The organism is Streptomyces sp. NPDC052687 (assembly GCF_040678395.1).
In the GTDB taxonomy this organism is placed as follows: Bacteria; Actinomycetota; Actinomycetes; order Streptomycetales; family Streptomycetaceae; genus Streptomyces.
Genome location: NZ_JBFATR010000014.1, coordinates 35,422 through 52,771, shown reverse-complemented (window position 1 = coordinate 52,771; position 17,350 = coordinate 35,422). Strand labels below are relative to the sequence as shown.

The window sequence follows — 17,350 nt, the reverse complement described above, 5'->3', positions numbered from 1 at the left end:
TGTCCTCCCGTTACTCAGGGTTGTCCGCGAGGGATCTCGCCGCCCGGACGCAGTGGGCGAGGGCCCGGCGCGCGTACTCAGGGGAAGCACCCGCGAGTCCGCACGTCGGCGTGATCGTGACCGCCTCCGCGAGAAGCGCTGGTGACAGCCCCAGTCTGCGCCACAGCGTCCTGACACCCATGACGCTACCGGCAGGGTCTGACAATCGGCCGTCCGTGCTCGGGACGACACCGGCGAAGAGCCGGGTGCCGCCCTCCACCGCCTCGCCGATCGCCTCGTCGTCACGCTCGGTGAGCAGTGAGAAGTCGAACGAGACGGCCGCCGCGCCGGCCCGGCGCAGCAGGGCGAACGGCACGTCCGGGGCGCAGGAGTGGACGACGACCGGGCCGCCGTCGTGCACGCCGGTCACCTCGCGCAGGGTGGCCTCGACGAGCTGGCGGTCCACGGCGCGGTGGGTGCGGTAGCCGCTGGCGGTCCTCACCCGGCCGCGCAGGACGGCGGTGAGGGACGGCTCGTCGAGCTGGAGGACGAGGCGGGCGCCGGGGACGCGGCGGCGGACCTCGGCCAGGTGCAGGCGCAGGCCCTCGGCGAGCGAGGCGGCGAGGTCGCGGCAGGCGCCGAGGTCGGAGAGGGCGGCCTCGCCGTTCCTCAGCTCCAGCGCGGCGGCGAGCGTCCAGGGGCCGACGGCCTGCACCTTCAGCGGGCCCTCGTACCCCTGGGTGAACTCCTCCAGGGCGTCCAGGTCCTCGACGAGCCAGGAGCGGGCCCGCCGGGTGTCCCGTCCGGGCCGGTCGCCGATCCGCCAGCCGCTGGGCTCCACGCGCGCGTACAGCTCGACGAGCATCCCGGCGGTGCGGCCGATCATGTCCGCGCCGGGGCCGCGGGCGGGCAGTTCGGCCAGGAAGGGGAAGTCCTCGAAGGACCCGGTGACGGTTTTGGCGGCCTCCCGGGCGTCGCCGCCGGGCAGGGACCCGACGCCGGTGGCGGCACCGAAGCTGAACTGGCTGTTTTCGCTCACCGCAGCAGCCTACGGAACCGCCCGGCGCGGTCAGCGTCCCGGTCGCACCGTGAGGTCGTTGACCTCGGCGTCCCTCGGCAGGTCGAGGCACATCAGGAGGGTCGTGGCGACCGACTCGGGGTCGATCCAGCGCGCCGGGTCGTACTCCTTGCCCTCCTGCTGGTGCACCTTGGCCTGCATGGGGCTGGCGGTGCGGCCCGGGTAGACGGTGGTGACCCGCACGCCGTTCGCGTGCTCCTCGTGGCGCAGGGAGTCCGCGAGGGCCTTCAGGCCGTGCTTGGAGGCGGCGTACGCGGACCACTCGGCGTGGGCGTTCAGGCCGGCGCCGGAGTTGACGAAGACGACATGGCCGCGCGCGGCCCGCAGCTGGGGCAGGAAGTGGCGGGTCAGCTCGGCCGGGGCGATGAGGTTGACGTTGAGCTGGTGGCGCCAGGACTTCACGCTCAGGTCGCCGACCCGGCCCAGGTCGACGACGCCCGCGATGTGCAGCAGCGAGTCCACCCGGTCCGGGAGCGACTGGTGGGAGAAGGCCCAGCTCAGCCTGTCGGGGTCGGAGAGGTCGCCGACCAGGGTGCGCGCGCCGGGGAACTCGGCGGCCAGCTCCTTGGCGCGGGCGGCGTCCCGCGCGTGCAGGACCAGCTCGTCCCCGCGCGCGTGCAGACGGCGGGCGACGGCCGCGCCGATGCCGGAACCCGCTCCGGTGATCACATGTGTAGCCATGCCCGCCATGCTCGCATCACCGCGCGGTCAGGCCACGCCCTGGCTCTCCTCCAGGTACGCCAGCGCACCGACCGGCTCCTCGGCGAAGAACACCAGGTCGGTCAGCGGGCGGGGCAGGAACCCCTCGTCCTCCATCCGCCGGAACTGCTCCTTCAGGCCGTCGTAGAAGCCCGCGGTGTTCAGCAGCACGACCGGCTTGTCGGTCCTGCCGTGCTTCTTCAGCTCCAGGATCTCGGTGGCCTCGTCCAGCGTGCCGGTGCCGCCCACCATGATCACCACGGCGTCCGACCTCTCCAGCAGCAGCCGCTTGCGCTCGGCGAGATCCCGCGCGATCACCATCTCGTCGGTGCCAGGGCGCGCCTTCGCGGCCAGGAAGTCGACGGAGACCCCGACGAGCCGGCCGCCCGCCTCCTGCACGCCGTCCGCGACAACCTTCATCAGGCCGACGTCGGAGCCGCCCCAGACGAGCGTGTGCCCGCCCTTGCCGAGCAGCTTCGCGAACTCCCGCGCGGGGCGCGTGTAGCGGTCGTCGAGGTCGGCTGCGGAGAGGAAGACGCAGATGTTCATGGCGTCCACCGTACGCGGGAACATCCGCCGTCCCGCGGGCGCTGTCCGGGTATGGCCCATGGACACACGATCACCGTCGAGCAGGGCACCCAGCACGTCCGCGTGGTCCACGGCGGGCAGGTGCTGGCCGAGAGCGAGCGGCCCCTGGTGCTGCGCGAGACCGGCTGCCCGGTGCGCTACTACCTCCCCGCCGAGGACGTCCGGCTCGACCTGCTGACCCCGTCCGACACCCGCACCCGCTGCCCCTTCAAGGGCACGGCGTCCTACTGGTCGCTGCCGGACGCGCCGGACCTCGTCTGGTCCTACCCGGACCCCAAGCCGGACGTCGCCGCGATCAAGGGGCATCTGTGTTTCTACGACGTCGAAGTGTTGTGACCCGATGAGTCCGGTACGCCGTGGCAGTCTCCATGGGCATGGACAAGGAGACCATCTCGCGCGACGGCACGCCCCTCGCGTACCAGCGCACCGGTGAGGGCCCCGCGCTCGTCCTGATCAGCGGGGCGATGTCGACGGGGCACACGATGGCGCCGCTGGCCGCCGTCCTCGGCGAGCGCTTCGACGTCGTCGTGTACGACCGCCGGGGCCGCGGCGCGAGCGGCGACACGGCGCCGTACGCGGTGGCCCGCGAGGTCGAGGACCTGGCGGCGCTGATCGAGACGGTGGGCGGCGAGGCGTCGCTGTACGGCATGTCGTCGGGCGGCGCGCTGGCCCTGGAGGCGGCGGCGAGCGGCCTGCCGGTGGAGCGGGTCGCGGTGTACGAGCCGCCGTACGCGGACTTCGCCGCCGGCGGGGCGCGGGACCGGGCCCGCTACACCGAGCGGCTGACCCGCGCGCTGGCGGAGGGGCGGCGCGGGGACGCCGTCGAGCTGTTCCTGCGCCTGACCGGCATGGCCCCGGAGATGATCGCGGGCGCGCGGCGCTCCCCCATGTGGGCCGAGATGGAGGCGATCGCCCCCAGCCTCGCCCACGACGACGCCGTGATGGGCGACGGGCTCGTCCCCCGGAGACGGCTCGCCGCCCTGTCGGTGCCCGTCCTCGCCGTGGCGGGCGCGGAGAGCCCCGCCTGGGCACGCGAAGCGACCCGCTCGGTCGCGGAGGCGGCACTCCAGGGCGCGTATCGCGTGCTGGAGGGTCAGACCCACATGGTGGACCCGCAGGTGCTCGCTCCGGTGCTGGCGGAGTTCTTCACGGCCGGGTGACCGGGCACCGCGCGGAGGACGCCCGGCACCCGAGGGCGCCGGGCGGGACGCAGCCGCGCGCGTGCCGTGCGGGCCGGCTCAGGCCACTCCGGCCGCCGTCGTCGCCCGTACCGTCGACGCGATCGTCGCCGAGCCCACCACGCGGGTGCCGTCGTACAGGACGATCGCCTGGCCGGGGGCGACGCCGCGGACCGGCTCGGTGAACTCGACGCGCAGTTCACCGTCGACGAGTTCCGCGGTGACCGGCGTCTCGCCGCCGTGGGCGCGCAGCTGGGCGGTGTAGGTGCCGGGGCCGGCGGGGGCGGCGCCGCACCAGCGGGGCTTGATCGCGGTGAGGGCGGTGACGTCCAGGGCCTCCGCGGGGCCGACCGTGACGGTGTTGTTCACGGGCGAGATGTCGAGGACGTAGCGCGGCTTGCCGTCGGGGGCGGGCGTGCCGATCCGCAGGCCCTTGCGCTGGCCGATGGTGAAGCCGTACGCGCCCTCGTGGGTGCCCAGCTTGTTGCCGGCCTCGTCGACGATGTCGCCCTCGGCCCTGCCCAGCCGCTTCGCCAGGAACCCCTGGGTGTCGCCGTCGGCGATGAAGCAGATGTCGTGCGAGTCGGGCTTCTTGGCGACCGCCAGCCCGCGCCGCTCGGCCTCCGCGCGGATCTCCTCCTTCGTGGTGACCGTGTCGCCCAGCGGGAACATCGCGTGCGCGAGCTGCCTGTCGTCGAGGACGCCGAGGACGTACGACTGGTCCTTGGCCATGTCGGAGGCGCGGTGCAGCTCGCGGGTGCCGTCCTCGCGGACGATCACCTTGGCGTAGTGGCCGGTGCAGACCGCGTCGAAGCCGAGGGCGAGCGCCTTGTCGAGGAGCGCGGCGAACTTGATCTTCTCGTTGCAGCGCAGGCACGGGTTGGGGGTGCGGCCGGCCTCGTACTCGGCGACGAAGTCCTCGACGACGTCCTCGCGGAAGCGGTCGGCGAGGTCCCAGACGTAGAACGGGATGCCGATGACGTCCGCCGCGCGGCGGGCGTCCCGGGAGTCCTCGATGGTGCAACAGCCCCGCGCGCCGGTACGGAACGACTGCGGGTTCGCGGAGAGCGCCAGGTGGACGCCGGTCACGTCGTGGCCGGCCTCGGCCGCGCGGGCGGCGGCGACGGCGGAGTCGACACCGCCGGACATGGCGGCGAGGACGCGGAGCGGGCGGGAGCGCTGCGGGGTGTCAGTCATAACCCCTCCAGGGTACGGGGGCGCGGGAACCGCGGCCCGCGAGTATCCGTTCTGGCTGACATGGAGCAGACGAGGGACGGCTCACGCCGGCGGATCGGGCGCCGTTCACTGATCGTGGGCGGCGCGGCGGCCGTGCTCGGCACCGGGGCGGTGCTGGCGCGCGACGAGCTGTCGCGGCTGTGGTGGCAGGTGCCGGGCGTGCGCAAGCCCCGCGAGGAGGGCGCGGTCGACTACCGGGGCGCGCGCTGGGTGGCGGCCTCCTCGGCCAACTTCCGGTGGGCGGACCGGCCCGACGACTACGCGATAGACATGGTGATCGTCCATGTCACCCAGGGCAGCTTCGACAGCGCGGTGAAGGTCTTCCAGGACCCCGGTCACGGCGCCGCGTCGCACTACATCGTGGGGCAGGACGGCCGGATCGCGCAGATGATCCGCGAGCTGGACGTGGCGTACCACGCGGGCAACCGGGAGTACAACGAGCGCAGCATCGGCATCGAGCACGCGGGCTTCGTCGACCGCCCGCAGGACCTCACGGACGCGATGTACGCCGCGTCGGCCCGGCTGACGGCGGGCATCTGCCGGCGGTACGGCATCCCGGTGGACCGGGAGCACATCATCGGGCACGTGGAGGTGCCGGGCACGGACCACACCGATCCGGGGCCGCACTGGGACTGGGAGCGGTATCTGAGGCTGGTGCGGCAGACGGTGTCCGCGGCGGCGTCACCCGGACCGGCCTAGCCGAAAAAAACAGCATTCGACCGGTTACATCCCTGCCTGGGCGTCTTATCCTGGGAACAGGCCTACGGGACGAGTGAGGGAGTCCGGACCGGAGTCGCCGACTGTGGCGAGACGCTGACGCCTCCGCCATTGCCGACGTCGACGGACGGGCTGAGAGGCCGGAAGGTCGCAAGACCGGAAGGCGACCCCCAGCCACCTGATCCGGGCAATACCGGCGAAGGGAACCCGTCTCGTAGGTCCTTTTGCGCGCCCCGACAACCCCGGCGTGCCACGTCAGCCCCGGCGCGCTACGTCAGCCCCGCCGCGCTACGTCAGCCCCGCCGCGCGCGCCCGCTCCACCGCCGGCCCGATCGCCTTCGCGACCGCCTCCACGTCCGCCGCGGTGGACGTGTGGCCGAGCGAGAAGCGCAGGGTGCCGCGGGCCAGGTCCGGGTCGGTGCCGGTGGCGAGCAGGACATGGCTGGGCTGGGCGACGCCGGCGGTGCAGGCGGAGCCGGTGGAGCACTCGATGCCCTGCGCGTCGAGGAGCAGCAGCAGGGAGTCTCCCTCGCAGCCGGGGAAGGTGAAGTGGGCGTTGGCCGGGAGGCGGTTGACGGGGTCGCCGCCGAGGATCGCGTCCGGGACGGCCGTACGGACCGCCGTGACCAGGTCGTCGCGCAGGGCGCCGATCTCGCGGGCGAAGCGCTCGCGGTGCTCGGCGGCGTGCCGGGCGGCGACGGCGAAGGAGGCGATGGCGGGGACGTCGAGGGTGCCGGAGCGCACGTGCCGCTCCTGGCCGCCGCCGTGCAGCACCGGCACGGGGCTGTGCTCGCGGCCCAGCAGCAGCGCGCCGATGCCGTACGGGCCGCCGATCTTGTGGCCGGACACGGTCATCGCGGCGAGGCCCGAGGTGCCGAAGTCGACCGGGAGCTGGCCGACCGCCTGGACCGCGTCGGCGTGCAGCGGGACGCCGAACTCGGCGGCGACGGCGGCGAGTTCGCGCACCGGCAGGACGGTGCCGATCTCGTTGTTGGCCCACATCACGGTGGCGAGGGCGACGTCGTCCGGGTCGCGGGCGATGGCCTCGCGCAGCGCGTCGGGGTGGACCCGGCCGTAGGCGTCGACGGGCAGGTACTCGACCACGGCGCCCTCGTGCTCGCCGAGCCAGTGGACCGCGTCGAGGACCGCGTGGTGCTCGACGGGGCTGGCGAGGACGCGGGTGCGGCGGTCGTCGGCGGCGCGCCGGGACCAGTACAGGCCCTTGACGGCGAGGTTGTCCGCCTCGGTGCCGCCGGAGGTGAAGACGACCTCGCTGGGGCGGGCGCCCAGGGCCTCGGCGAGGGTCTCGCGGGCTTCCTCGACGGCGCGGCGGGCCCGTCTGCCGGACGCGTGCAGGGAGGAGGCGTTGCCCGTGACGCCCAGGTGGGCGGTCAGTGCCTCTGCCGCCTCCGGGAGCATCGGGGTGGTCGCGGCGTGGTCGAGGTATGCCATGGTGAGCCCGATTCTACGGCGCGCTCCCCCGCGCCCCTCGGCGCCGGTCGGCCGGGCGGGCCCGCGAGCCCGCCCGGCCGTTCCCTCGGCGGCTCGCTCAGAAGCTCCAGGAGACGGTGTTGTCGGCCTGCACGAAGGCGAGCAGCACCACCAGGTCGGCGACGCCGAGCCCCAGGCCGAGCAGGGCGCGGCCGCGGCGCCGCGTGCCGCGCCACAGAGCAATGCTCGCCAGGGTGATGGCGACGGGCCCCAGGAAGATGTTGAAGACGAGCAGTCCGAGCAGTCCGAGGACGAAGGACGCGACGGCCATGCCGTCGGTGTCGCGGATGCCGGTGCGACGGGTTGCCGGTGCGGTGAGATGCATGTCGGTCAGCTCCCGACGGTCGGTTGATCCGGTCAGTGGGACGGTGTGCCCCGGCGGCGGGCGTGGCGCTCGCGGACGGCGAAGACGCCGAGCCAGACGGCGATGACCGCGCCCATCGCGACGGAGAAGGTGAGCGGCGCGTGGGCGACGGTGCCCAGGACCACGCCCAGCAGGAGCAGGGCCGCGACGAGGAAGAGCATGAGGGTTCCCCCCTCTCTCGGTGAACGATCGCGAGTACATCTGTTCACTGACTACCCAGTCTAACGCGCCTTATCTCTTCCCCCTTATAGAGAACAGTTGTTAACTGCATGGCATGAGTCACACCCTCGGTATCCGGCAGGCCCAGAAGCAGAAGACCCGGCAGGCGCTCCTGGACGCGGCGTTGCGGCTGCTGGAGGAGCAGAGCCTGAGCAGCCTGGGCCTGCGTGAGGTCACCCGCGCCGTCGGTGTCGCCCCGACCGCCTTCTACCGGCACTTCCGCTCCACGGCGGATCTCGGCGTGGCCCTGGTCGAGGAGGCGCTGGGCAGCCTGCACCCGATGATCCGGACGACGGTGTCCGCGGTGGACGACCACGACGAACGCGCCACGCACGCCGTCGAACTGATCACCCGTCATGTGGACGCGTACCCCGCGCACGTGAGGTTCATCGCCCGCGAGCGCCACGGCGGGGTGCAGCCCGTGCGCGAGGCCATCCGGGAGCAACTGGCCCGGTTCACCGAGGAGGTGAGGACCGAGCTGGCCAAGGACCGGGAGTCGGAGGGCTGGAGCGACGACGACCTGCTGATGCTCGCCGGTCTCTACGTCGACCAGATGCTCGTCACCGCCTCGCAGTTCCTGGAGACCCTGGACGCCCCGGAGGAGGAGCGCCGGCGCGTCACCCGGCTCGCCATCCGCCGGCTCCGGCTGATCGGCCTCGGCCGCGCGCACTGGCGGGACGGAACCACCCCGTGACGGCCGCCGGTTCAGTCCGCGTACAGCGCGGTCACGGCCGCCGCCGCCCGCGCGAGCTCCGCGCGCACCTCGGGCGGTGACACGACCTCCACCCGGTCGGCGAACTGGAGCAGCACGCGGGTCTCGCCGAGGACGCCGAACGCCAGCCGTACGGTGACCCAGTCGCCGTCCTCGGATCGCCCCTGGTTCTCGGGGTCCTCGGGTCGCTCGACGAGCCAGGGCGCGGTGATGCGCAGGAAGAGGCCGAGGCGGTCGCGGCGGACCCGGGCGGTGACCTCCAGGCCGCCCGGCCGCTCCTCGACCCGCCGGCGCAACTCCTCCCACAGGTCGGCCAGTTCGACGCCCGCGCGGCGCCGGACCGGGTCGTCGAGAACACGCGCGGACCGCACCCGGTCGGCGCGGAACAGCCGCGGCTGTCCCCGCCGGTCGGCGACGAGGTACCAGACGCCCGCCTTGGCGACCAGGCCGTACGGGTCGACGGTGTAGGTGCGCGGCGTACCGGTGCCGCCGTGCCGGTAGCGCAGCCGCAGCCGGCGGTCGGCGAAGACCGCGTCCCGCAGCACGTCGAGGCCGGCGGCGGGGCCCGGGCCGCCCTTCCAGCGGGTGGCGTCGACGAGGACGCGGCGGGAGATGACGTCGGCGGCCGGGCGGTGCGGGGCGGGCAGGGCGGCCATCACCTTGCGCAGGGCGGAGCCGAGGGCGGCGTCCAGGCCGAGGGCGGCGTGGGCGCCCTGTGCGGCGAGGACGAACAGGGCGCGGGACTCGTCCGCGGTGAGTCCGGTGACGTCGGTGCGGAAGCCGGCGAGCAGTCCGATGCCGCCGTGGCGGCCGCGTTCGGCGTAGACCGGGACGCCGGCGGCGGACAGGGACTCGATGTCCCGGTAGATGGTGCGGACGGAGACTTCGAGCCGTTCGGCGAGTTCGGTGGCGGTGACGCGGCCGCGGGTCTGCAGCAGGAGGAGGATGGAGAGGAGGCGGTCCGACTTCACGGGGTCAGGTTAGGGGTGGGTCCGGAGCGCCTACTGGGTTGACTCTGCGGTTCGTCGGCGGGTGCGGGTTGTGGGGGGCTGGTCGCGCAGTTCCCCGCGCCCCTGAAGGCCTTGCAGTCACCGAGAGCCCTGCAAGTCCTCGACGGTCCTTACCCCAGAAGGGCCCCTACAGCCGGACCCTCGCCAGCTGGCGGGACTGGGCCACCAGGCGGTCGGCGCTGTCCCAGACCTCCGCGTCCTCCTCCAGGAAGCCGCCCGCGAGATTGCGGGTGGTGATCGAGACGCGCAGCGGTCCCGGAGCCGGGCGGCAGCGGACGTGGACGGTGAGTTCGACCGTGGGCACCCAGCCGGAGAGGCCCAGTTCGAAGGCGGTGGGCGGCAGCGCGTCCACCGCGAGCAGCAGGGAGAGCGGGTCGGCGTCGCGCCCGTCCTTGAGACCGAACCAGGCCCGCATCTCGCCCTTGCCGGAAGGCGCGCCGAGCGCCCAGCCGAGGGTGGCGGGGTCCAGCTTGAGCATCAGCCGGTCGGTGATGGCGGAGCTGCCGGGCACGGGCGCGGGCGCGTCGTCGGGGCCGAAGCACTGCTCGATCGGCGGGATCGCGGGCGGCTTCGCCGTCGTACGGACGTCGTCGGGGAGGGTGTCCAGGTCGCCGTAGGAGGCGAGGACGCGGATCCGCTCGACCTCGTCGCCGTGCTCGTCGTACTGGAAGAGGGAGGCCTGGCCGGTGGAGAGGGTGCGGCCGGTGCGGACCACGTCGGTGCGCACGACCGCGGGGCCCGGCTGGGAGGCGGTCAGGTAGTGCGCGGAGATGGTGAACGGGTCCGGGTGCGGCAGGGCGTCGGCGAGCGCGCGGCCCAGGACGGCCAGCAGGTAGCCGCCGTTGACGGCGCTGATGATGGTCCAGCCGGCGGAGAGGTCGATGTCGTAGACGCCGTCCGCGCGGCGGGTGACGGCCGTGTCGCGGTCGAACTCGCTGTCACCGATCGTCGCCTGGGATGCCTGAGCCATGGCGGTACGGTACAACAGGAAACTACTAAGCGGTAGCTTTTGAGGGGTCCTCTTCCCGGACCGTGGACCGCCGGTTCCACGCCCGCGGCGCGCGCCAGTTGAAGCGCATCGCGAGCAGCCGCAGCGCGAAGGCGGTGACGACGGCGGCCCCGGAGGTCACCGTGGTCAGCGCGTCGAAGCGGATGCACAGCGCCACCATCGTGGCGCCCACCATCGCGGGCACCGCGTACAGGTCCCGGTCCCAGCGCAGCAGCGAGGGCACCTCGTTGGCGAGCACGTCGCGCAGCACACCGCCGCCGACCGCGGTGGCGAGGCCGAGGGTCGCGGAGGCGGTCAGGCCGAGACCGTACTCGTAGGCCTTTATCGTCCCGGAGACGCAGAACAGGCCGAGCCCGGCGGCGTCGAAGACGTTCACCCCGGTCTGGATGCGCTCGACCTGCGGGTGGAGGAAGAAGACGAGCAGCGCGGCGAGCAGCGGGGTGAGGAAGTACCCCAGGTCCGTGAAGGCGGCCGGCGGTACGGCGCCGATGATCAGGTCACGGAAGAGCCCGCCGCCCAGCGCGGTGACCTCGGCGAGGACGGCGATGCCGAAGACGTCGAAGTTCTTGCGGACGGCCAGCAGCGCGCCGGAGATCGCGAAGACGAAGATGCCGACCAGATCCAGGGTGTGCTGGACGGACGGGGTGAACAGTTGCTGGAGCACCCGAACATTCTGACGCGTCAAGGGGGGTGCACCTGGCAAACGCAGGCGCACCCCCCTTGATCATTTACTTCTCTTCGGTGGAGGCCCCGTCGTCGGACGTCTTCTCGACGTTCTTACCGACGGCCTTCTCGACGTCCTTCTCGACGTCCTTCTCGACAGCCTTCCTCACCGCCGCCGACGTCTCCGCCGACTGCTCCAGCACCGCGTCCGGCACCAGCTCGCCCGCCTCCTTGGCGGCGCTCAGCAGGACCGTGTCCTGCGGGGCCTGGTCCTCGAAGTTCTCCGGGTGGTGGCAGGCGACCCGCTGGCCGGGGCGCAGCTCCAGCAGCGGCGGCTCGGTCGTCTTGCAGATCTCCGTCGCCTTCCAGCACCGGGTGTGGAACCGGCAGCCGCTCGGCGGGGAGATCGGCGACGGCACGTCGCCCTTGAGCAGGATCCGCTCGCTCTTGGCGTTCTTGCGCTTCGGGTCCGGGATCGGCACCGCGGACATCAGCGCCTTGGTGTACGGGTGCATCGGCGACTTGTAGAGCAGGTCACGGTCGGCCAGCTCCACGATCTTGCCGAGGTACATCACCGCGATCCGGTCCGAGACGTGCCGGACCACCGAGAGGTCGTGCGCGATGATCACGTACGTCAGGCCCAGCTCCTGCTGGAGGTCGTCCAGCAGGTTCACCACCTGCGCCTGGATCGACACGTCCAGCGCGGAGACCGGCTCGTCGGCCACGACCAGCTTCGGGTTCAGCGCGAGCGCGCGGGCGATGCCGATGCGCTGGCGCTGACCGCCGGAGAACTCGTGCGGGTAGCGGTTGTAGTGCTCGGGGTTGAGCCCGACCACCGACAGCAGCCGCTGCACCTCCTTCTTGATGCCGCCCTCGGGCTCGACGCCCTGGAGCCGGAAGGGGGCGCCGATGATCGTGCCGATGGTGTGGCGCGGGTTCAGCGACGAGTACGGGTCCTGGAAGATCATCTGCACATCGCGGCGCAGCGGACGCATGCCCGCCACCCCGAGGTGCGTGATGTCCTTGCCCTCGAACTCGACCGTGCCGCCGGTCGGCTCCAGCAGCCGGGTGATCAGCCGGCCCATCGTCGACTTGCCGCAGCCGGACTCGCCGACGACGCCCAGGGTCTCGCCCCGGCGCACCTCGAAGTCGATGCCGTCGACCGCGTGGACCGCGCCGACCTGCCGCTTCAGCAGCCCCTTCTTGATCGGGAAGTGCTTCTGCAGGCCGGTGACCTTGAGCAGCACGTCACCGTCGGCCTCCCCGCCGGACGCGCTCTGCGCGGGGATCGTCACTGCTTTCTCGTCGCTCACAGCTTCGGCGCAATCTCTTCGGTCCAGATACGCTCCCGCTGCTCCTGCGTCATGTGGCAGGCGGCCCAGTGCCGGCTGCCGACCTCGGTCAGCTCCGGGCGGACCGTGCGGGTGACGTTGTCCTTCGGCAGGTCCGCGTACGGGCAGCGCGGGTTGAAGGCGCAGCCGGACGGGACGTTGATGAGGGAGGGCGGGGAGCCCTTGACCGGGATCAGCCGTTCCTGCTGGTCGCGGTCGAGGCGCGGCATCGAGCCGAGCAGACCCCAGGTGTAGGGGTGGCGGGGCTCGTAGAACACCTTCTCGGCGGGGCCGCGCTCGACGCACCGGCCGCCGTACATCACCAGGAGGTCGTCGGCCAGCTCGGCGACGACGCCCAGGTCGTGGGTGATGACGATGACCGCCGAGCCGAACTCCTTCTGCAGATCCCGGATCAGGTCGAGGATCTGCGCCTGGACGGTGACGTCCAGGGCGGTGGTCGGCTCGTCCGCGATGAGCAGTTCGGGGTTGTTGACCAGCGACATCGCGATCATCGCGCGCTGGCGCATACCGCCGGAGAACTCGTGCGGGTAGCTGTCGACGCGCTTGTCGGGCTGCGGGATGCCCACCCGGTCCAGCATCTCGACCGCGCGGCGCTTGGCGGTCTTCTTGTCGACGTCGTGGTGGATCCGGTACGCCTCCACGATCTGCTGGCCGATCGTGTAGTACGGGTGCAGCGCGGACAGCGGGTCCTGGAAGATCATCGCCATCTCGCGGCCGCGCATCCGGCGCACGTGGTCCGGGTCCGCCGTCAGCAGCTCGGTGCCGTTGAGCCAGATCTCGCCGGAGATCCGCGGCTTGCGCTTGCCGTAGTTGCCGGCCGTGTGCAGGCCCATGATGCCCAGCGAGGTCACCGACTTGCCGGAGCCGGACTCGCCCACGATGCCGAGGGTCTTGCCCTTCTCCAGCTGGAAGCTGAGCCCGTCGACGGACTTCACCAGGCCGTCGTCGGTGGGGAAGTGCACCTTCAGGTCGCGCACTTCCAGGAAGGCGGTCGGGGCGGGACCGGTGGCCGAGGTGGGCTCGCCCACGGCCGCGCCCGTCTTGCTGAGTTCGGTCATGTGAGCCTCACTCGGGGGTCGATCACGGCGTACAGGACGTCCACCACGAGGTTGGCGATGAGCACCGCGAGAGAAGTGATCAGGGTGACGCCCAGGATGACGGGCAGGTCCTGGTTCTTGATCGCGTTCAGCACGGCCTGGCCGAGGCCGGGCAGCGAGAACGTGGTCTCGGTCAGGATCGCACCGCCGATGAGGGCGCCCAGGTCCATGCCGAGCATGGTGAGGATGGGCGTCATCGTCGAGCGCATGGCGTGCTTGCGGATGACGACCTGCTCGCGCAGACCCTTGGCGCGCGCCGTGCGGATGTAGTCCTCGCCGAGGATCTCCAGCATGGTGGCGCGGGTGATGCGGGCGTACATCGCCGCGTAGAGGAAGGCGAGGGTGACCCACGGCAGGATCATGCCGCCGAGCCAGCCGGTGAAGCTCTCCTCCAGGGGGACGAACTCACCGTTGATCCAGCCCAGTCCGTAGGAGAAGATCGCGAGGCTGAGCAGACCGGTGAAGTAGATGGGGAGGGAGACACCCGCCAGGGCGACGATCATCGCGCCGCGGTCCCAGAAGCTGCCCCGCTTGAGGGCGGAGAGCACACCCGCGGCCAGGCCGAAGATCAGCCACAGTACGGCCGCTCCGAGCGCCAGGCCCAGGGTCACCGGGAAGCGGTCGGTCAGCACGGGCCAGATGGCCTGTTCGCTGCGGAAGGAGTAGCCGAAGCACGGCGCGGCGCACTGCGTGATGTCACCGCCGCCGGCGTAGGTGCGGCCGACGAAGATGCCCTTGAAGAACTCCCAGACCTGGGAGTAGATCGGGTCACCGAGGCCCAGCTTCTCCCGCACGCCCTCGACGGCGGCGGGGTCGGCCTGCTTGCCCACGAAGTTCAGGGCGACGTCGACGCCCGCCCACTTGGGGATGAGGAAGAAGATGCTGAAGACCACCACGACGATGACCACGAGCATCACTGCGGCGGCGAACAACCGCCTGATGAGGTAAGCGAGCACAGCTAACGGCCCGCCGCGGACCGCGGGCCGCCGGAGGTCTTCCGGGGCCCGCGGTCACGCCGCGCCGGCCTTCACCTGCCTTTCGTGCCGTACGGCGGGTGTGCCGGTTACTTCGTGTTCTTCAGACCGAGGTTGACGAAGTCGTACTGACCGCTGTACGCGTCGGTGGTGTACACGTTCGCCAGCCGGTCCGAGCGCCAGTTCAGGAACCGCTCGAAGACGAAGGGCAGGTAGTACGCGCCCTCCATCACCTTGTGGTTGATCTGCTTGGCGATCTCGACCTTCTCGGCCTCGTCCAGCGTCTTCACGTAGTCGGCGAAGAGGCCGTCGATCTCCTTGTCCTCGATCAGCGCGTAGTTGTTGTTGGCGCTCTCGAGGATGTACTTGCTGTGCCACAGCGGCAGACCGAAGCCCTGGACGGACGGGAAGTCCGCGCCCCAGCCCATGATGATGATGCCGTAGCCCTTCTTCTCCACGTTGGAGGGGCTGCCGACCACGCTGGAGTTCTGGGCGCCGTCGTACTGGTCGATCTCGACCTGGATGCCGACCTTCTTCAGCGAGGCCTGGAGGGACTCGGCGGTGGCGACCTCGGCGGGCTTGTTGTTGCGGACCGCGATCTTGGTCTTGAAGCCGTTCGGCTTGCCGCAGGCCTTCAGCTCTTCCTTGGCCTTGGCGACGTTGCCCTTCTTGTTCTCACCGGCCATGCCGTACGGGTCGTACTTCTGGCCCTCGCCGCCCGGGATGCCCGGAGGCAGCATGTTGGTGCCGATGTCACCGCCGGCGACGGGGCCGCCGCGCGCGGTCTGCAGCGAGACGTGGTCGGCGCCGTAGAGCACCGCCTTGCGGCAGTGGATGTTGTCGAACGGCTTCACGTTCTGCGCGAGGGCCGCGTACCGGATGTAGCCGGAGACCGGGTTGTCCAGGTTCGCCTTGTGCTCCTTCAGGGCGGTGGCGCGGCCCTGCGGGGAGAGGCTGGTCTGGGCCAGGTCCAGGTCGTAGTCACCGGCGATCAGACGGGCGTCCAGGTCGTTGGCGTTCGAGAAGAACTTGACCGTGATCTTGTCCGGGTAGGCCTTGCGGATCGGGTCCGAGGACTGCTTCCACTCGGGGTTGCGGACCAGCGTCAGGTCCTTGCCCGGGCTGTACGACTCGAACTTGTACGGGCCGGAGGAGAACGGCTTCAGGCCGTACTTGGACTTGGTGTCCTTGTCCTGGCGGACCGGGGAGGCCGAGATGAGCGCCAGCATCTCCTCGAAGTCCGAGTTGGCCTCGGGCAGCTTGAAGACGATGGTCTTGTCGTCTGGGGTCTCGATGGCCTTCAGGCCGAGCTTGTCCTTGGACTTGTCCTTGTACGGGCCCTCGTACTCGCCCTTGGGGTCGAGCACCTCCTTGAGGTACGTCGGGCCGCCGGACAGCACGTCCTGCGCCCAGACGCGCTCTATGCCGTACTTGATGTCCTTGGAGGTGATCGGCTTGCCGTCCTCCCAGGTGATGCCGTCACGCAGGGTGTACGTGTAGGTCTTGCCGTCGTCGCTGATCTTGGCGAGACCGGTGGCGAGGTCCGGGGTCAGCTCGGTGCCGGCCTTGCCCGGCTCCGTCTTGTTCGTGACGAGCTGGCGGCTGTAGTAGCGCGCGAAGTTCCACATGAAGCCGTAGTAGCCGCGGGTGGTGTCCCACGAGTCGGCGTCCTGCGGGGCGGCGAACTTCAGGGTGCCGCCCTTCTTCGCCAGGTCGGCCTGGGCGACCTTGTTGTTCGCCGCGTTGAAGCCGGCCGCGCCGTTCTTCGACCCGTTGTTGCTGTCCTTGCCACCGCCGCCGCCGCACGCCGCCGTGGTCAGCAGCGCGGCGACCACCGCGGCAGCGGCCATGGCCTGCTTGCGCCGCCCTGAGGTGCGTTGGGTAGTCACGATCTCGGATCCTCCGGAATTGATGAGAGACCCCGTGCCTTGCGCCACGGGTCGCTTGGGGTACGGCAGGTCAGCGGGAGCCCTTCGGGTCGAGCGCGTCGCGGACGCCGTCGCCGAAGAGGTTGAAGGCAAGAACGGTGATGAAGATCGCCACGCCCGGGATCACCATGTACATGGGGTCCGAGTCGTAGTAGTCGATCGCGTTCGAGAGCATCTGCCCCCAGGACGGCGTCGGCGGCTTGACGCCGACGCCCAGGAAGCTGAGCGCCGCCTCGGTGAGGATGTTGGTGGGAATCATCATCGTCGTGTACACGATGATCGGCGCGACCAGGTTGGGCAGCAGCTCCTTGAAGAGGATGTAGAACCGCCCGGCACCCAGCGAGCGGGCCGCCTCGACGTACTCGCGCTCGCGCAGCGAGAGCGTCTGGCCGCGCACCACGCGTCCGATGTAGGGCCAGCCGAAGAAGCCGATGACCAGGATCATCACGAACAGGCGCACGCCGGTGCCGGTCAGGCCCAGCATCTCGCTCGGCATCACCGAGACGAGCGCGATGATGAACAGCAGCTGGGGGAAGGCCAGCAGGCCGTCCATGACCCGGCTGATGACGGTGTCGACCCAGCCGCCGAAGAAGCCGGCGAGGATGCCGAGGACGGTGCCGATGACGACGGCGACGATCGCCGACAGGAAGCCGACGAGCAGCGAGATCTGGGCGCCGTAGACGATACGGGCGAAGATGTCGCGGCCGTTGACCGGCTCGACGCCGAGCCAGTGCTCGCCGCTGATGCCGCCGAAGGAGCCGACCGGGGTGCCGAACAGCGGGTCGATGAGGTCCTCGTGGTGGGCCTCGGGGTCCTGTCCGGCGAGTCCGGTGATCACCGGCGCGAGCACGGCGACCAGGATCAGGAACAGCACCACGATGCCGCCCGCGAGGGCCAGTTTGTCGCGCTTCAGCCGTTCCCAGGCGATGCGCCCCAGGGAACGTCCCTGTACGGCCTTCGCCTCGCCGCCGGCCAGCGCCGCTTCCTCGGCCGCACTCGGAGCCGCTTCCGCGGTCGGCTCGTGCAATGGTGCCGTCATCTGGCAGGGACCCCTCT

Annotated in this window: 19 protein-coding genes; 4 read left to right on the top strand and 15 right to left on the bottom strand. The window is 71.2% G+C overall.

All coding sequences use genetic code 11. From position 1 onward, the window contains the following. Positions 1 to 10: 10 nt before the first annotated feature. From AB0K92_RS14815 to AB0K92_RS14805, 3 genes are read right to left on the bottom strand one after another with little or no spacing between them, the layout of a single operon-like run. Positions 11 to 1,018, bottom strand: coding sequence for a methionine synthase (locus AB0K92_RS14815; protein ID WP_365922797.1), 1,008 nt, complete (start codon positions 1,016 to 1,018; stop codon positions 11 to 13). Between the two features lie 30 nt (positions 1,019 to 1,048). After that, the gene (locus AB0K92_RS14810; RefSeq protein ID WP_365922794.1) at positions 1,049 to 1,747 is read right to left on the bottom strand and encodes an SDR family oxidoreductase; all 699 of its coding nucleotides are present in this window, start codon (positions 1,745 to 1,747) and stop codon (positions 1,049 to 1,051) included. A gap of 18 nt (positions 1,748 to 1,765) precedes the next feature. Continuing rightward, the gene (locus AB0K92_RS14805) at positions 1,766 to 2,305 is read right to left on the bottom strand and encodes a TIGR00730 family Rossman fold protein (protein ID WP_365922792.1); all 540 of its coding nucleotides are present in this window, start codon (positions 2,303 to 2,305) and stop codon (positions 1,766 to 1,768) included. A gap of 51 nt (positions 2,306 to 2,356) precedes the next feature. On the opposite strand from AB0K92_RS14805, the gene AB0K92_RS14800 reads away from it, so the two are divergent. Then, the gene (locus AB0K92_RS14800) at positions 2,357 to 2,680 is read left to right on the top strand and encodes a DUF427 domain-containing protein (protein WP_365922790.1); all 324 of its coding nucleotides are present in this window, start codon (positions 2,357 to 2,359) and stop codon (positions 2,678 to 2,680) included. Positions 2,681 to 2,718: 38 nt separating this feature from the next. Further along, positions 2,719 to 3,504: an alpha/beta hydrolase gene (locus tag AB0K92_RS14795; protein WP_365922897.1), complete on the top strand. Its 786-nt coding sequence runs from the start codon at positions 2,719 to 2,721 to the stop codon at positions 3,502 to 3,504. Positions 3,505 to 3,582: 78 nt separating this feature from the next. On the opposite strand, the gene mnmA is transcribed toward AB0K92_RS14795, so the two are convergent. Beyond that, on the bottom strand, positions 3,583 to 4,719 hold the full coding sequence (mnmA, locus tag AB0K92_RS14790; protein ID WP_365922788.1) for a tRNA 2-thiouridine(34) synthase MnmA: 1,137 nt from the start codon (positions 4,717 to 4,719) through the stop codon (positions 3,583 to 3,585). A gap of 60 nt (positions 4,720 to 4,779) precedes the next feature. Here mnmA and AB0K92_RS14785 point away from each other — a divergent pair, with 60 nt between their 5' ends. After that, on the top strand, positions 4,780 to 5,457 hold the full coding sequence (locus AB0K92_RS14785) for an N-acetylmuramoyl-L-alanine amidase (RefSeq protein WP_365922786.1): 678 nt from the start codon (positions 4,780 to 4,782) through the stop codon (positions 5,455 to 5,457). Positions 5,458 to 5,763: 306 nt separating this feature from the next. On the opposite strand, the gene AB0K92_RS14780 is transcribed toward AB0K92_RS14785, so the two are convergent. From AB0K92_RS14780 to AB0K92_RS14770, 3 genes are all read right to left on the bottom strand, one after another. Further along, on the bottom strand, positions 5,764 to 6,927 hold the full coding sequence (locus tag AB0K92_RS14780; protein ID WP_365922784.1) for a cysteine desulfurase family protein: 1,164 nt from the start codon (positions 6,925 to 6,927) through the stop codon (positions 5,764 to 5,766). Positions 6,928 to 7,024: 97 nt separating this feature from the next. After that, positions 7,025 to 7,291, bottom strand: coding sequence for a DUF4190 domain-containing protein (locus AB0K92_RS14775; RefSeq protein ID WP_365922782.1), 267 nt, complete (start codon positions 7,289 to 7,291; stop codon positions 7,025 to 7,027). A 32-nt stretch (positions 7,292 to 7,323) separates the two neighbouring features. Further along, positions 7,324 to 7,491 carry a hypothetical protein gene (locus AB0K92_RS14770; RefSeq protein ID WP_166002409.1) on the bottom strand — a complete coding sequence of 56 codons (168 nt, stop codon included), beginning with the start codon at positions 7,489 to 7,491 and terminating at the stop codon, positions 7,324 to 7,326. A 113-nt stretch (positions 7,492 to 7,604) separates the two neighbouring features. Between AB0K92_RS14770 and AB0K92_RS14765 the strand changes: the two genes are divergently transcribed. Beyond that, positions 7,605 to 8,243: a TetR family transcriptional regulator gene (locus AB0K92_RS14765; RefSeq protein WP_365922780.1), complete on the top strand. Its 639-nt coding sequence runs from the start codon at positions 7,605 to 7,607 to the stop codon at positions 8,241 to 8,243. Between the two features lie 11 nt (positions 8,244 to 8,254). Here AB0K92_RS14765 and AB0K92_RS14760 read toward each other — a convergent pair whose 3' ends face one another. The 8 genes from AB0K92_RS14760 to AB0K92_RS14725 all read right to left on the bottom strand — a co-directional run bounded on the left by AB0K92_RS14760 (position 8,255) and on the right by AB0K92_RS14725 (position 17,333). After that, positions 8,255 to 9,232 carry a YafY family protein gene (locus AB0K92_RS14760; RefSeq protein WP_365922778.1) on the bottom strand — a complete coding sequence of 326 codons (978 nt, stop codon included), beginning with the start codon at positions 9,230 to 9,232 and terminating at the stop codon, positions 8,255 to 8,257. 166 nt (positions 9,233 to 9,398) lie between these two features. Then, a complete protein-coding gene (locus AB0K92_RS14755) occupies positions 9,399 to 10,241 on the bottom strand; it encodes a thioesterase family protein (RefSeq protein WP_365922776.1) in 843 nt (280 codons plus the stop codon). 25 nt (positions 10,242 to 10,266) lie between these two features. Beyond that, positions 10,267 to 10,944 carry a trimeric intracellular cation channel family protein gene (locus AB0K92_RS14750; protein WP_166002405.1) on the bottom strand — a complete coding sequence of 226 codons (678 nt, stop codon included), beginning with the start codon at positions 10,942 to 10,944 and terminating at the stop codon, positions 10,267 to 10,269. Positions 10,945 to 11,008: 64 nt separating this feature from the next. Continuing rightward, a complete protein-coding gene (locus tag AB0K92_RS14745; RefSeq protein ID WP_365922773.1) occupies positions 11,009 to 12,256 on the bottom strand; it encodes a dipeptide ABC transporter ATP-binding protein in 1,248 nt (415 codons plus the stop codon). Then, on the bottom strand, positions 12,253 to 13,353 hold the full coding sequence (locus AB0K92_RS14740) for an ABC transporter ATP-binding protein (RefSeq protein WP_166002403.1): 1,101 nt from the start codon (positions 13,351 to 13,353) through the stop codon (positions 12,253 to 12,255). The genes AB0K92_RS14745 and AB0K92_RS14740 overlap by 4 nt, the downstream gene beginning before the upstream one ends. Further along, the gene (locus tag AB0K92_RS14735) at positions 13,350 to 14,348 is read right to left on the bottom strand and encodes an ABC transporter permease (protein ID WP_166002402.1); all 999 of its coding nucleotides are present in this window, start codon (positions 14,346 to 14,348) and stop codon (positions 13,350 to 13,352) included. Before AB0K92_RS14735 ends, AB0K92_RS14740 begins: the two co-directional genes overlap by 4 nt. Before the next feature lie 107 nt (positions 14,349 to 14,455). Further along, on the bottom strand, positions 14,456 to 16,255 hold the full coding sequence (locus AB0K92_RS14730; RefSeq protein ID WP_365922770.1) for an ABC transporter substrate-binding protein: 1,800 nt from the start codon (positions 16,253 to 16,255) through the stop codon (positions 14,456 to 14,458). Positions 16,256 to 16,325: 70 nt separating this feature from the next. Continuing rightward, positions 16,326 to 17,333: an ABC transporter permease gene (locus tag AB0K92_RS14725; protein WP_166002400.1), complete on the bottom strand. Its 1,008-nt coding sequence runs from the start codon at positions 17,331 to 17,333 to the stop codon at positions 16,326 to 16,328. Positions 17,334 to 17,350 lie beyond the last annotated feature (17 nt).